This window comes from Saccharothrix longispora (genome assembly GCF_030852425.1).
Taxonomy (GTDB): Bacteria; Actinomycetota; Actinomycetes; order Mycobacteriales; family Pseudonocardiaceae; genus Actinosynnema; species Actinosynnema longispora.
In genome coordinates this window covers 343,316-356,780 of record NZ_NSDM01000001.1, presented here as the reverse complement: position 1 = coordinate 356,780, position 13,465 = coordinate 343,316, and the positions used below count along the sequence as shown (strand labels likewise).

General features: G+C 74.0%; 11 protein-coding genes. 4 read left to right on the top strand and 7 right to left on the bottom strand.

Going from position 1 to position 13,465, the window contains the following annotated elements:
• Positions 1 to 29: 29 nt before the first annotated feature.
• The 4 genes from CKY47_RS01875 to CKY47_RS01860 form a co-directional block, all read right to left on the bottom strand.
• Entirely contained in the window at positions 30 to 2,207 is a 2,178-nt protein-coding gene (locus tag CKY47_RS01875) for an ABC transporter permease (RefSeq protein ID WP_306743826.1), read from the bottom strand.
• Between the two features lie 238 nt (positions 2,208 to 2,445).
• Positions 2,446 to 4,761: an FtsX-like permease family protein gene (locus CKY47_RS01870; protein ID WP_306743825.1), complete on the bottom strand. Its 2,316-nt coding sequence runs from the start codon at positions 4,759 to 4,761 to the stop codon at positions 2,446 to 2,448.
• Positions 4,758 to 5,435 carry an ABC transporter ATP-binding protein gene (locus CKY47_RS01865; protein ID WP_306743824.1) on the bottom strand — a complete coding sequence of 226 codons (678 nt, stop codon included), beginning with the start codon at positions 5,433 to 5,435 and terminating at the stop codon, positions 4,758 to 4,760. The genes CKY47_RS01870 and CKY47_RS01865 overlap by 4 nt, the downstream gene beginning before the upstream one ends.
• Entirely contained in the window at positions 5,432 to 5,956 is a 525-nt protein-coding gene (locus CKY47_RS01860) for a PadR family transcriptional regulator (RefSeq protein ID WP_306743823.1), read from the bottom strand. Before CKY47_RS01860 ends, CKY47_RS01865 begins: the two co-directional genes overlap by 4 nt.
• 224 nt (positions 5,957 to 6,180) lie before the next feature.
• Here CKY47_RS01860 and CKY47_RS01855 point away from each other — a divergent pair, with 224 nt between their 5' ends.
• Positions 6,181 to 6,645, top strand: coding sequence for a CGNR zinc finger domain-containing protein (locus CKY47_RS01855; RefSeq protein ID WP_306743822.1), 465 nt, complete (start codon positions 6,181 to 6,183; stop codon positions 6,643 to 6,645).
• A 28-nt stretch (positions 6,646 to 6,673) separates the two neighbouring features.
• Here CKY47_RS01855 and CKY47_RS01850 read toward each other — a convergent pair whose 3' ends face one another.
• The gene (locus CKY47_RS01850; RefSeq protein WP_371320596.1) at positions 6,674 to 7,930 is read right to left on the bottom strand and encodes a DUF445 domain-containing protein; all 1,257 of its coding nucleotides are present in this window, start codon (positions 7,928 to 7,930) and stop codon (positions 6,674 to 6,676) included.
• A gap of 29 nt (positions 7,931 to 7,959) precedes the next feature.
• Here CKY47_RS01850 and CKY47_RS01845 point away from each other — a divergent pair, with 29 nt between their 5' ends.
• Entirely contained in the window at positions 7,960 to 9,132 is a 1,173-nt protein-coding gene (locus CKY47_RS01845) for a pyridoxal phosphate-dependent aminotransferase (RefSeq protein WP_306743821.1), read from the top strand.
• Here CKY47_RS01845 and CKY47_RS01840 read toward each other — a convergent pair.
• Positions 9,121 to 11,052: an NACHT domain-containing protein gene (locus CKY47_RS01840; protein ID WP_306743820.1), complete on the bottom strand. Its 1,932-nt coding sequence runs from the start codon at positions 11,050 to 11,052 to the stop codon at positions 9,121 to 9,123. The two genes, CKY47_RS01845 and CKY47_RS01840, sit on opposite strands and share 12 nt — an antisense overlap.
• A 73-nt stretch (positions 11,053 to 11,125) precedes the next feature.
• Between CKY47_RS01840 and CKY47_RS01835 the strand changes: the two genes are divergently transcribed.
• Complete coding sequence (locus CKY47_RS01835) at positions 11,126 to 11,860, top strand: TFIIB-type zinc ribbon-containing protein (protein WP_306743819.1); 735 nt, start codon at positions 11,126 to 11,128, stop codon at positions 11,858 to 11,860.
• Here CKY47_RS01835 and CKY47_RS01830 read toward each other — a convergent pair.
• On the bottom strand, positions 11,857 to 12,978 hold the full coding sequence (locus CKY47_RS01830) for a methyltransferase domain-containing protein (RefSeq protein WP_306743818.1): 1,122 nt from the start codon (positions 12,976 to 12,978) through the stop codon (positions 11,857 to 11,859). The two genes, CKY47_RS01835 and CKY47_RS01830, sit on opposite strands and share 4 nt — an antisense overlap.
• A gap of 111 nt (positions 12,979 to 13,089) precedes the next feature.
• On the opposite strand from CKY47_RS01830, the gene CKY47_RS01825 reads away from it, so the two are divergent.
• Positions 13,090 to 13,464, top strand: a complete 375-nt coding sequence (locus CKY47_RS01825; protein ID WP_306743817.1) for a helix-turn-helix domain-containing protein — start codon at positions 13,090 to 13,092, stop codon at positions 13,462 to 13,464.
• The last annotated feature ends 1 nt before the right edge of the window (position 13,465 follow it).

Genomic DNA, 13,465 nt, shown 5'->3' with positions numbered 1-13,465 from the left:
CGGGAACCGAAGATCGTTTCGGTGCGTCGCTACTCGGTTCGCAGACCGGTCGGCCGGACCGCCGAGCGCAGTGCGGGCACCGTGCACAGCGACACCACGAGCACGATGACGGCGGCCGCGGCGACCGTGGTGGCGATCTCGCCCCAGTCGACCCGGAACCGCTCGGCGGGCACCACGAGCCACGCCGTGCCCAGGCCGATCGGGATCGCCAGGGCGGTGCCGAGAGCGGTCGGGATGGCCGACTGCCACAGCGCCGACGCGGCCAGCACCCGGTGCGGCACGCCGTTCGCGGCGAGCACGGCGGTGGGGCGGCGGCGCTCCACGACCTGGTCGACGGCGGCCGCGGCCAGACCGATCACGGCCAGCAGGGTGAGCAGCACCGACCCGCCGATCACGCCGCTGCGCAGCGACCTGAACAGCTCCACCTGCCCGGCCTGGAACTGCGCGCGGTGCAGCGTGACGCCCCGGTCCACGCGGCCCGTCGCGGACAGCAGCCGGTCGGCGAACGACTCGTCCGGGTCGCCGCGCACCACCAGCTCGGTCGGGGTGGCGGACGCCAGCACGGGGTCCGCGCCGTCGGCGACCAGCAGGCCGCGCGGTCCGACGTCGGTCGTCCTGTACCGCGGGACGGTCCACTCCCGGCCGTTGACGGTGAGCCTGGTGCCCGGCGCGGGACCCGGCCCCCGCAGGTAGGCGGAGCCGGGGGCGCAGTCGGCGACGCCCAGGCGCTCGGCGATCTCCGCGCAGTCCGTGCTGGTGATGAACGTGACCCGGTCGACCAGGTGCGTGCGGACCTCGCTGATCCGGCGGACACCGCCCGTCAGCGTGATCGCCTCCTCCAGCGAGCGGACGGGCGTGTGCCGGTCGAGCTGGAGCACCCAGCGGTCCGGGGTCTCGTTCGGCGGGGTCGCGGTGAACTGGGCGGCGACGCCGAGCAGCACCTGGAGCGTGAGCGAGCCTGCCAGCACCACGACGACGCCGGACATGACGCGCGGCGTGCCGTCGTCGGACCGCAGCGTGCGCAGGGCCAGCAGCCGGGCGATGTCGTCCGGCTCCACGCCGTGCGCGACCTTGGCGACCAGCCACGGCAGCACCGCGCCCGCGCCCGCGAGGACCAGGGCGATGCCGAGGCCCAGGCCGAGGGCGAGGCGCGTATCGGACATGAACTGCCGGAACGACCCGGTCGAGGCGAGCACGACGACCACCGCGGCGCCGACGCCGATCAGCGTGAACCGCCACCACGCGCGGCGCACGGGGACCTCGGTGGTGCGGTGCAGGCCGAGCGGGCCGACCTCCTCGGTGCGCAGGGCCAGCAGCGCGGACAGCACCGCGACCACCGGCACGCCGACGGCGATAAGCGCGCCCAGCCACGGGTCGGGCAGCAGGTCAGTGGGGAAGAAGCCGACGCCCTCGACCTCGATGAACCGGGCCAGCGGGCGGGCGGCGAAGAACAGCGCCACGCCCACCAGCAGGCCGAGGACGGCGCCGGTCAGCGTCTCGCCGCCGGCCATCCAGCGGATCTGGGTGCGGGAGGCGCCGACCAGGCGGATCGCGGCGAGGCGCTGCGCGCGGCCCGTCGCGCCGAGGCGGGTGGCGACCAGGACGAAGATGCCCAGCGGCACGAGGAGCGCGCTGATCGCGGCCACCATCAACAGGCGGTAGACCGGGAGGAGGGTCGCCGGCGGCAGCTCGCCGCCGAACCCGGCCGCCGGGACCGCGTCGGCCTCGTTGGCCGGCGGCAGGCCCGCGTAGAACAGCAGCGACCGGGGGCGGGGCAGGCCCGCGTCGGCGATGACGCCGATGACGCTCTCCGGGAAGCGTGCGCGGAGGGCGTCGTCGGAGAGCATCAGGTCGAACAGCTCGGGCGAGACGACCAGCTCACCGGGGTCGGGGATGCGGCCGACGCCGGGCGGCGCGGGGGCGTCCGGCGTGGTGGCGGCCAGCTCCACACCGCTGATGGTGCGGCCCTGCCACGTGACGGTGACCTGCCGCGCCTTGAGCGTGGTCCGGTCGTCGCCGGAGGCGAGGGTGGCGTCCTGCACCCGCTGGGACTTGGCCTCCCGGGCCGGGCCGATGGAGGCCGCGAGCAGGAGCACCGTGACGCCCAGGCCGACGCCCGCCGCGGTGAGCGCCGACCTGGCCCAGGACGTCCGGCTGCCCCCGACAGCCAGTCGGACGCCCAGGACCAGGTCGGCGACCCACCTCATCGGAGCGCACCCCGGTCGCTCCGGCCCCCCGCCGGGGCGCGGGGGACGTCATGGGAATGCTCGCGCGGGGAGATCGTCACACCTCTCAAGACGCTCGGGTGGTCGTTTGCGTGGCCTGGATCGACGGGCGGGATGCCGCCGGGACCGGAGGGGCGACGGGGGTGCGCTCGCGGTGGGCGCGTTCGAGCAGGTCATCGGCCCGATGACCACGGCTCCTCGGAGCGGCGGCGGAACGGGGTCATTCCGATCGCAGCCCCAGGGCTCCGGTGGCCCGCCGCAGGGACGGCAGGGACGCGACCGTCACCGCCACCACCAGGAGGGCGGCCGCCCCGGTGAGCAGGGCGATGCCCGCCCAGTCGAGGACGATCGGCTGGGAGATGATCCGCAGCAGCAGGACCGCCATCCCGCCGCCCACCGACACCGCGACCACCAGCGCCAGGAGGAGCGGCACCGCGTTCTGCCAGAGCAGGGAGCGGCCGAGGGCGCCGCGCGGGACACCGCTGGCCGCCAGCACCGCCAGGGGGCGACGGCGTTCGCGGACCTGCTCCAGGGCCAGGACCAGGAGGCTGGCGCCGGCCAGCAGGAGCGTGACCAGCGAACCGGCCAGCAGGCCCTGGCGGATGCTCTGGTACTGCTCGACGCGTTCCGACACACCGGTCTCGCCGAAGTACGAGACGAAGGTGTGCCACGTCATCGGGGCCAGGGCGTTGCGCACGTGCTCCGCGACGTCCGGCTGCGCCGGGTCGACGAGCACGACGATCCGGCTGAAGTCCTGCGTCACCGGCAGGTCGCCCAGGACCGACGGCGTGAGCAGGAGGCCGTACCCGTGGTCGCTGGACTCCTCGTCCGGCCGCACCTCGGTGTACCGCGGGATCGTCCACTCCGCGATGGTCTTCTCGTCGTCGTCGTACCCCTCGGTGATCCTGACCCGCTCGCCGGGCTCGACCTGCGTGTCCCGGGAGTTCCCGCCCCCGGGCGGCGGGGGGTCCACCACGTAGAACGAGTCGCCGTCCCGGCACGTCGGCAGCACCGCCCGGGTGCGCAGCGCCTCGCACGTGCCGACGGTCGCGACCTGGTAGTCCTCGGGGCCCCTGGTGAACTGCACGGAGCCGAGCGGGTGCACGTGCGCCACGCCCACCGAGCGCTCCAGCAGGTCCACCGCCTGCCGGGTCGTCTCGGGCGTCGCGTCGCGCATGGCGACCACGACGCGGCTCTTGTCCGCCTCCGGGATCGGCCGGTCGACGATCTTGCTCTCCGCGCTCGCCAGCACCGACTGGAGCGCGATGCCGCCTGCCAGGACCACGGCCACGCCGCCCACGACGCGGGCCGCCGTGCCGCTCTCCAACTGGAGCCTGCGGATCGCGAGCTGCCAGGACGGCGCACCGCCGCGCAACCGGCCCACGGCCCGCTCGACCACCCACGGCAGCAGCACGGGGATGCCGAGCAGCAGCATCACGATGCCGCCGATCACCAGGGGCTCGGACGCGCTGCTCCGCTCACCGCCCAGCGTGTCGCTCTGCGTCAGCAGGGCCGCCGAGCCGAGGAGGACCGGCAGCGTCCGCCACCACAGCACGCGGCGGACCGGCTTCGTGCGGCGCACCACGCCCAGCGGCTCGACGACCGTGCGGCGCATCGCCACCACCGACGTCACCACCGCGAGCACCGGCACCAGCACCAGCACCAGCACCGCGAACCACGGCGACGGGGTGAAGTCGCTCCTGAACACGCTGATGCCGACGAGCCGGACGTCCTCCACGAAGAGCCGTCCGACGAGGAACAGCGCCACGCCCACGACCATCCCGGTGAACGCGCCCAGCAGCGCCTCGCCCGCCGCGATCCGCCGCACGCGCCGCGCGCCCGCGCCGACCAGCCGCAGCGCCGCGAGCCTCCGGTCGCGCTCGGCCCCCGCGAGCCGGGTGCTGATCCCGACGAACACCAGCACCGGGAACAGCAGCGCCACCACGCCCACCATGACCAGCAGCGTCAGCACCGGGTCGAGCGCGCGCTCGACCAGCTCGCCCTCGCCGAACGAGACGACCGTGTTGGCGCGTTCCGGGTCCACGTCCGCGTCGCCGGCGTAGAACAGCAGGTCGTGCGGCGAGTTCAGACCGGCCATGCCGATGGTGCCGACCACCCGCTGGGGGAACCGCTCGCGCAGCAGCCCGCCCCTCTGCGACGCCAGCAGCTCGGCCAGCGCGGGCGACAGGAACACCTCGCCGTCGGCGGGCACCCTCGACATGCCCGGTGGCACGGGCGGGTGCGCGCCCTCGGGCAGCACGTACCACCCCGAGATCGTCTCACCGCGGTACTCGGTGTTGTGGAACTCGCGGTACAGCGCGTCGCGCCCGTCGGCCGACTCGACCGTGCCGGCCGAGGCCGCCGCCGCCCGCGCGTCGCGCTCCCCCAGGATCGTCGTCACCGACGACGCCGCCAGCAGCACGGCCACGCCGATGCCGATGCCCGCGCCGGTCAGCGCGAGCCTGACCCACGACGTGCGCCCGCCGCCCAGGGCCAGCCGGACGCCCAGGGCCAGGTCGGACAACCACGACCTCACCTGACCGGCTCCATCTCGCGCGACCGGCCGTCGCGCACGACGACCTCGCGGTCGGAGTAGGCCGCCACGCGCGCCTCGTGCGTCACCAGCACCACCGCGGCGTCGGTCTCCTTCGCCGCCGTGACCAGCAGCTGCATCACCCGCTCGCCGTTGAGCGAGTCGAGCGCGCCCGTCGGCTCGTCGGCGAACACCACCCGCGGCCCCGTCACCAGGGCGCGGGCCACGGCGACGCGCTGGCCCTGGCCGCCCGAGGTCTCGCCGGGGCGCTTGTCCGCGACGTCGGCCACCTCCAGCCGCTCCAGCCACTCGCGGGCCCGCGACTCGGCCTCCTTGCGCTTGACCGAGCCCAGGCGCAGCGGCAGCGCCACGTTCTCCAGGCAGGTCAGCTCCGGCACGAGCTGCCCGAACTGGAACACGAACCCGAAGTCGGTGCGCCGCAGCTCGCTGCGCTCCCCGTCGCCCATCGCGCTCAGCTCGACGTCGCGGTACCGGACGACGCCCGTGTCGGGCGTCAGGATGCCCGCCAGGCAGTGCAGCAGCGTCGACTTCCCGGAACCCGAGGGCCCCATCACCGCCACGACCTCGCCCGCGCGCACCCGCAGCCCGGCGCCGTCCAGCGCGGGGGTGGGGCCGAACGACTTGTGCAGGTCGACCGCTTCCAGGATCGGCTTCACCGGGTCACCGCCGTCTCCAGCTGGCCGAGGCGCGCGGCGGTGAGCTCCAGCCACCGCAGGTCGGCTTCGAGGTGGAACAGGGCGTGGTCGCAGATCAGCTGGTCGGCGAGGTCGCCGTCCGCCTTCCGCTTCGTCAGCCGGCGCATCGTGGCCAGGTGCGCGGTGCGCTGGACGTCGAGCACCTCGTCGGCGCTGCGACCGGACAGCAGGGCCAGCACGACCTTCGCGTAGAGGGTGTTCTGGAGGTAGGGCTCGGGCGGCTCCGGCGTGCCCAGCCAGTGCTCCACGTCGGTGACGCCCGCGTCCGTGATCGCGTACCGCTTGCGCTCCGGACCGTCGCCCGCCTCGACCCCCGCCTCCTCGACGAGGCCGTTGCGGAGCAGGCGGGAGAGCGTCGTGTAGACCTGCCCGTAGTGCAGCGGCCGGTCCTGGCCGAAGCGCTCGTCGTAGGCCCTCTTCAGGTCGTAGCCGTGCCGTGGACCTTTTTCCAGCAGGCCCAGCAGGGTGTGTCCGATCGACATGCGATCGACTATACACACGAGGTATACACAGGGTTCATAACCCGATCGGCGGAACGGGGTCACTCGTCCGAACGGGCAACAGGGCTAACCGGTGAAGGGCACTTGCCGGTTACTTCGCCACATCGCCACCTTCCGACGCCTACAGTGGAGGGGTGACTGGTCTGGCGGCCGGCTGGGACCACGCAGCTCTTGCGCAGGGTCGAGCCGGCGATGCGGAACACGATGTGGAGCTGCTGCTCGCCTTCCTCAACACCCGGGACCTCGAACTCGGCACCGACGTGCTGGACAGCGCCGCCGCCTGGCGGGCGTGGGTCACCGAACGCGGACTGGGCTCGCCCGGCGAGCTGGACGGGGTCCGCGCCGCCCGCGCCTCGCTGCGGGCCTCCCTCGGGGAACGGCACGACGGCCCGGACCCCGCCCCCGCCGCGGGGCTCGTCCGGGTCGACCTCAGCCACGGGGTGCCCACCATGTCCAGTGCCGACGCCCTGGGCGCGGTGCTGGGCGCGGCGGCCCGGCTGGCGGTCCTCGGGTCCTGGGAGCGGTTCAAGATCTGCCAGGCGGACGACTGCCGCTGGGCGTTCTTCGACCGCTCCCGGAACCGCTCGCGCACGTGGTGCTCGATGCAGACGTGCGGCAACCGGGAGAAGGCGCGCAACTGGCGGGAACGGCGCGCGCTCAGCGTGAGCTGACGACCGGCTCCCGGGCAGGGGCCGGTCGTCACGTCACCAGCTGGCCGACGGTGTAGATCGCCAGGCCGGCGAGCGCGCCCACCACCGTGCCGTTGATGCGGATGAACTGGAGGTCGCGCCCCACCTGGAGCTCGATCTTGCGCGAGGTCTCCTCGGCGTCCCAGCGCTCGACGGTGTCGGTGATCAGCGTGGTGATCTCGTCGCGGTAGTGGGTCACCACGTACCCCGCCGCGCCCTCCAGCCACCCGTCGACCTTGGCGCGCATCGCCTCGTCCCCGACCAGCCGCGCGCCGAAGGACACCAGGCCCTCGCGCACCCGGCGGCGCAGCTCGGACGACGGGTCCTCGGCCGCGTCGAGCAGCATCTTCTTCGCCGTGCCCCACGCCGACCCGATCAGCCGCTGCACGTCGGGGTGGTCGACGACCTGCTGCTTGACCTGCTCGGCGCGCTGCATCGTGGCCGGGTCGGTCCGCAGGTCGGACGCGAACTCGACCAGGAACTGGTCGACCGCCTGCCGCATCGGGTGGTTGACGTCGGTCTTCACCGCCCACGCGAAGTTCAGCAGCTCGGTGTAGACCTTGTCTCCCAGCATCGAGTCGACGAACCTCGGCGACCACGACGGCGCGCGGTCCGACACCACGCCCATGACCTTGTCGTAGTTGTCGCGCACCCAGTCGTACGCCCGGTCGCACATCAGGTCCACGAGCTTGTGGTGCGCGCCGTCGGCCAGCACCTGCCCGAGCAGCGTGCCCAGCGGCGGGCCCCACGGCCGGTCCACGAGCCGCCGCACGACCGCCTGCTCGACGATCGCCTGCACGTCCTCGTCCCGCAGCACGGTGACCGCGCCCTTGACCACGTTGGCCACCTCGGAGGTGACGCGCTCGGCGTTCTCCGGCTTCACCAGCCACTCGCCGAGCCGCCGCCCGACGCCGACCCGTCGCAGCTTGTCCTTCACCACCGCCTCGGACAGGAAGTTCTGCCCGACGAACGACCCCAGCGCGTCGCCGAAGGTGTCCTTGCGGGTCGGGATGATCGCGGTGTGCGGGATCGGCAGGCCCAGCGGCCTGCGGAACAGGGCGGTCACGGCGAACCAGTCGGCGATCGCGCCGACCATGCCCGCCTCGGCGGCGGCGCGGACGTACCCGACCCAGGCGGGTCCACCCTCCTCGAACAGCAGCGCGACGACGAAGATCACGGTGGCCGCGAGGAAGAAGCCCGTCGCCACGAGCTTCATCCTGCGCAGGCCCTGGCGCTTGAGCTGGTCAGCGGCGGTCAGTTGCTCCACACCGCCATTGTCCGTGAAGATTCGGAGTCGTGCGGGAACCAGCGCTCGTGACCAGGATGAGGCCGTTCACCTCGACGATCTTCGCGGAGATGACCGCGTTGGCGACCCGGACGGGCGCGGTGAACCTCGGCCAGGGGTTCCCCGACACCGACGGCCCCGCGTCGATGCTGCGGGTGGCCAAGGAGTCGATCGACGCGGGCCTCAACCAGTACCCGCCCGGTCCCGGGATGCCGGAGCTGCGGCAGGCCGTCGCCGAGCACCGCGCCCGCTACGGCACCCACTACGACCCGGACACCGAGGTGCTGGTCACGGTCGGCGCCACCGAGGCCGTCGCGGCGGCGCTGCTCGGCCTGGTCGAGCCCGGTGACGAGGTCGTGCTGGTCGAGCCCTACTACGACTCGTACGCGGCGTCCGTGGCGCTGGCCGGCGCGACCCGGCGGTCCGTGGGGCTCGTCGAGGAGCCCGGCACCGGCCGCCTCGGGCTGGACGTCGACGCGCTGCGCGCCGCCGTGACGCCGAAGACCCGGGCGGTCCTGGTCAACTCGCCGCACAACCCGACCGGCACCGTGTTCACCCGCGACGAGCTGGCCGCCGTCGCGCGGCTGTGCGTGGAGCACGACCTCGTCGCGATCACCGACGAGGTCTACGAGCACCTGGTGTTCGACGGCCGCGAGCACCTGCCGCTGGCGGCGTTCCCCGGGATGCGCGAGCGGACCGTGACGATCTCGGGCGCGGGCAAGTCGTTCAACTGCACCGGCTGGAAGATCGGCTGGGTGTGCGCGCCCGCCGGGCTGGTCGGCGCGGTGCGGGCGGCGAAGCAGTTCCTGACGTTCGTGGGCGGCGCGCCGTTCCAGCCCGCCGTGGCGCACGCGCTGCGCCACGAGCTGGGTTGGGTGGACGACCTGCGCGCGTCGCTGGAGGACAAGCGGTCGCGCCTCTCGGCGGGGCTCGCCGAGGCCGGGTTCGCGGTGCGGCCCAGCGAGGGCACCTACTTCGTCACCGCGGACGTCCGCCCGCTCGGCTTCACCGACGGCCTCGAGCTGTGCCGCGAGCTGCCGGGGCGGATCGGCGTCGCGGGCGTGCCGGTGCAGGTGTTCACCGACCACCCCGAGGCGTGGCAGCACCTCGTGCGCTTCGCGTTCTGCAAGCGCGACGAGGTGCTGGACGAGGCGGTCCGCAGGCTGCGCGGGCTAGGCGCTTGACCTGACCCGCTCGCGGGTGGCGGAGGCCAACCGGTCCTGCACCAGCGCGTGCCGGAACTGGTAGGCCGCGCCCGCCTGCCGCAGCACGCCGAGCTTGCGCGCGTCGTCCAGGAACACGGTCAGCTCCCACGGCAGCCTGCCGCGCAGCGCGAGCCAGATCCGCGCGACCGTGTACCACCACCAGCGCAGGTGCAGCACGGACAGCGTGAAGCCGAGCATCAGGCCGCACGCCAGGCCCAGGCCCACCATGCCGGTCTGGTACGGCCCGAACACCAGGCCCGCGGCGGCGCCGAACACCACGGCCAGCACCAGCGACCCGGTCCACACCGCGACCCGGTCGCGCGTCATCGTCCACTGGGGACTGGACGGGTGGCTCAGCTCGGCGGTGGTGCCCAGCGCGAACCGCAGCGCCACCGCCACCGCGATGCCCAGGCCGACCACCAGGCCCGCCGACAGCCCGTACAGCGCGCCGAACACCAGGCCGGCGGCGCCGCCGAGCACGCCGCTGACCACGAGCAGGCTGCGCCACACACCCAGCCGCGGCTTGACCGCGCGCTGCCCGGACGCGTACAGCGCGGCCACCGCGACGGCCAGCCCCGCCCCCAGGCCGGTGATCGGGGCGAGGTCCGGCGTGCTCGCGTACGCCATCAGCCACATCACGCCGAACCCGCCGATCAGGCCGAGCACCAGCGCGCCGAGGAACGCCAGCCAGGTGCGGCCCACGGAGCGCCGCAGGTCCCACCACCCCAGTTCACGCACGCCGCGCGCGTTCATCTCGCGGGCCAGGAACGCGAGCCAGCGCTGTGCCCGGTCCCGCGGCCACACCTGGCTGGCGCGCGCCTGGTGCGCCGCGCCGCGGTCGCCGAACGCGCTCCCGACCAGGGCGTCCACCAGGTGGTCCTCGATGGCGCGGCGGTCCGGGAAGCGGGCGCGGTCGAGCAGCTCGCTGGGCTCGCCGTGGGCGTACACGCCGCCCGCGAGCCACACCGCGAGCGGCGTGGACAGGGCCTCGGCGAGCCGCCCGTCCGGCTCGCCGCGCAGGTGCAGGAAGATCGGTTCCCAGCGGGCCGCCGCGACCGGGTCCGAGGTGGACCGCAGGTAGCCCGCGATCTCCTCGTGGTCCAGCGGCTGGAGCTGCACGACGTGCGCGGCGACGACGTGGGCGCCGGTCTCGGCGAACTCGTCCGCGCGGCAGGTCAGCACCAGCGGCACCGTGTGCGGGAACGCCCGGTTGATGCGGTCGACGGCGTCCGCGCGGCGGTCGGCCGGGATCTGGTCGAGCCCGTCCAGCACCGGGAACACCCGCCGCTGCTCGACCAGCAGGTCGCCCGCGTAGCTGCCGTACAACTCGGTGTTGCGCAGCGCCGGGTGGTCCTCGTAGAGGCGCCGGGTCATCCAGGTGCGCACGTCCTCCTCGTCCGGGTCCCAGGTGGACAGCGGCAGCAGGAACGGCACGGGGGAGCCGTCGGCGTGCCGGTCGAGCATGCCGAGGGTGAGCAGCATCACCGTCGTGCTCTTGCCCGCGCCCGGTTCGCCGAGGAAGACCATGCGGCTGCTGCGCAGGAACGAGCCCACGACCGCGTCGCTGTGGCCCGGCTCCCCCTCGTCCGCGCTCCAGTGCAGGTCGAGGAGGTGCTCGGAGAGACCCCGGGCGCGGCACTCCTCGTTCCACTGGCCGCGCAGGGCCTTGACGAGGTCGTTCGCGGCGGCGTCGAGGTTGGCGTCGGTGGCGAGGCCCGCGGCGCGCTTGCGGTGCAGCCACGGGTCCAGCGCGGCGAGCAGCGCCAGGAACCCGAGGGCCAGACCGGTCAGCCACAGGTCCGGGTCGATGCCGTAGTCGGTCACGAAGAGGCCGGCCACCGCGAGGGCGGCGGCCAGCACGCACCCGATCAGCACGGCCCGCTGGCGGAATCTGGACACCTGGGCATCATGGCGGACCGGTCACCGAAGGTGGCGACGCGGTCACCCCCGTGTCGTGCGTACCCTCGAAGACGTGATCTGCCCGAAATGCCACGACCTGATGAAGACCATCAGCCGGGGGTCCGTGCACGTCGAGCAGTGCGAGAGGTGCCACGGGGTCTTCCTGGACGGTGGTGAGCTCGAACAGATCATCGCCGCCGAGCGGGCGCACTACGCGCTGCCCCACCAGCCCGGAGGTGCGCCGGGATCGCCGCCCGCCTACTCGCCGGCCCCGTACAACCCCGCGCCGATGACGCCGGTCCCGCCCGCGCCGGTCCAGGTCGAGGTGGAGCGGCGACCGGTGGAGCAGCCGACGCAGCTCGCGATCACCGCGCCATCGGACGGGACGCGGGTCGCGAGGGTGGAGCCCGGGGAACCGGCCGTCGAACGGGAGACCGCGCCCGCGGCCGGGGAGCAGCCGGAAGGGGAGCAGCCGGAAGGGGCGCAGCCGGAAGGGGCGCAGCCGGAAGGGGCGCAGGTCCCGCCGCCCGTCGAACAGCCCACACCGCCGGTCGAGCCCGCACCGCCGGTCGAGCAGGGACCGCCGCCGCCCTACCAGCCGCCACCCGCCTACCAGTCCCCGCCCGGCCAGTCCCCGCCCGGCCAGTCCGTGCCAGGCCGGTCCGTGCCGGGACAGCCCGGCGCCGTGCCCGCCTACCAGCCGCCGCCCGGCAGCGCGCCCCCGCCGGTCGTCCACCCCGGCTACTACGGCCAACCGGGCTACCCGCCGCCCCGTCGGCGGAGCTTCCTGGAGGAACTGCTCGACTAGAGCGGCCAGGTCAGATCGGTCCCGTCCAGCCGGAAGTGCTGCCCGGCCGGGCCCGCGGTGAACGCGAAGTGCTGCCGCCTCGGCTTGCCCAGCGCCTTCCACTGCCGGTGGGCGTCCTCGGCGACGTCCCACAGCGCCCGCGGACCGCCCTGGTCGACCACGGCGCCGCGGTGGCGCACCCAGGAGCCGTCGGGGTGGACCAGGCGCACCGGTTCGCCGGCCACCGCTACGCCGGGCAGCGCCAGGCCGGCGAAGAACTCGAAGGCGCCGGTCGGGTCCACGACGGCGCGCGCGGGCAGCAGGGTCGTCCTGGACGTCGCGGCCGGCGCGGTCGAGGCCTCCACCAGCGGTTCCCGCGCCCACGCCTGGTCGTGCGCGCGCAGCGGCATGAAGCGGCCGTCCTCCCGCAGCACGCGGCCGGTCGCGACGCCGTCCCGCACGGTCAGCCGCACGAGGCCCGCGCCGATGGCGCGGTTGAACGTCGTCACGACGAGTCCGCCCGGCGCGGTCTGCTCCAGCCACGCCGTCGGCACCCGGGACACCGCGCACGTGCCGAGCACCCGGTCGTAGGGCGCGCGTGGCGGGTACCCGCGTTCGCCGTCGCCCGCCACGCACGTCGGGTGGTGGCCGGTGGCGGTGAGCCTCGCCGTCGCCCTGGCCAGCACGCCGGGGTCGACGTCGATGGAGGTCACCGCCTCGTCGCCGAGGGCGTGGGCGAGCAGCGCGGCGTTGTAGCCGGTGCCGGTGCCGATCTCCAGCACGGTGTCGCCGGGCGCGGCGTCCAGCGCCTCCAGCATGATCGCCATGATCGCCGGCATGCTGGACGAGCTGGTGGGCACGCCGTGCACCGCGCCGGTGGCGAGTGCTTGCTGCCACGCGCGGTCATCGCCGTCGAGCTGGGTCACGCAGACCTGGTTCCGGTAGACCGAGGCCAGGTGGTCGGGGTGGTCGGCGGTGATCGCCCCCCAGGTGCCGTCCGGGCGCGGGGTGAAGAAGCCCGGCAGGAACCCGTGCCTCGGGACCTGGCGAAACGCCGAGATCCAGCGCGGTGAGCGCAGCACGTTCACGGCGACGAGCGAGTCGACCAGCTCGTCACGGAGGGCTGCCGCGAGGTCCACACCCCCACGGTAGCCCTGTGGGCGAGCACACGTCCCGATCGCTAGCACGGCGCTTGCAACAGCTAGCACCCACGCGTACCGTGGAATACGGATCGAGGAGGTGCCGCAAAGTTGGACAAGTCCATCGACGAGGCGGTGGCCGATCTCGGCCGCGACATCGGCGAGTACATCCGCCAGCAGCGCAACACCGCGAAGATCTCGCTGCGGCAGCTGGCCAAGCTCGCCGGCGTCTCCAACCCGTACCTCAGCCAGATCGAGCGGGGTCTGCGCAAACCCAGCGCGGAGATCCTCCAGCAGATCGCCAAGGGGTTGAGGATCTCGGCCGAGGCGCTGTACGTCGAGGCCGGAATCCTTGAGCAGCGCGAGGGCGGGGCCCTCGCGGACGCCATCGTCACCGCCCCGGACCTGACCGAGCGGCAGAAACAGGTGCTGCTCGACGTCTACGAGTCGTTCCGGCGGGAGAACACCGCCGGCCAGGAGGAGTGAA

Coding starts and splice junctions, on each gene's coding strand:
- CKY47_RS01875 (WP_306743826.1), bottom strand. CDS start 2,207: ATGAGGTGGGTCGCCGACCTGGTCCTGGGCGTCCGACTGGCTGTCGGG.
- CKY47_RS01860 (WP_306743823.1), bottom strand. CDS start 5,956: ATGTCGATCGGACACACCCTGCTGGGCCTGCTGGAAAAAGGTCCACGG.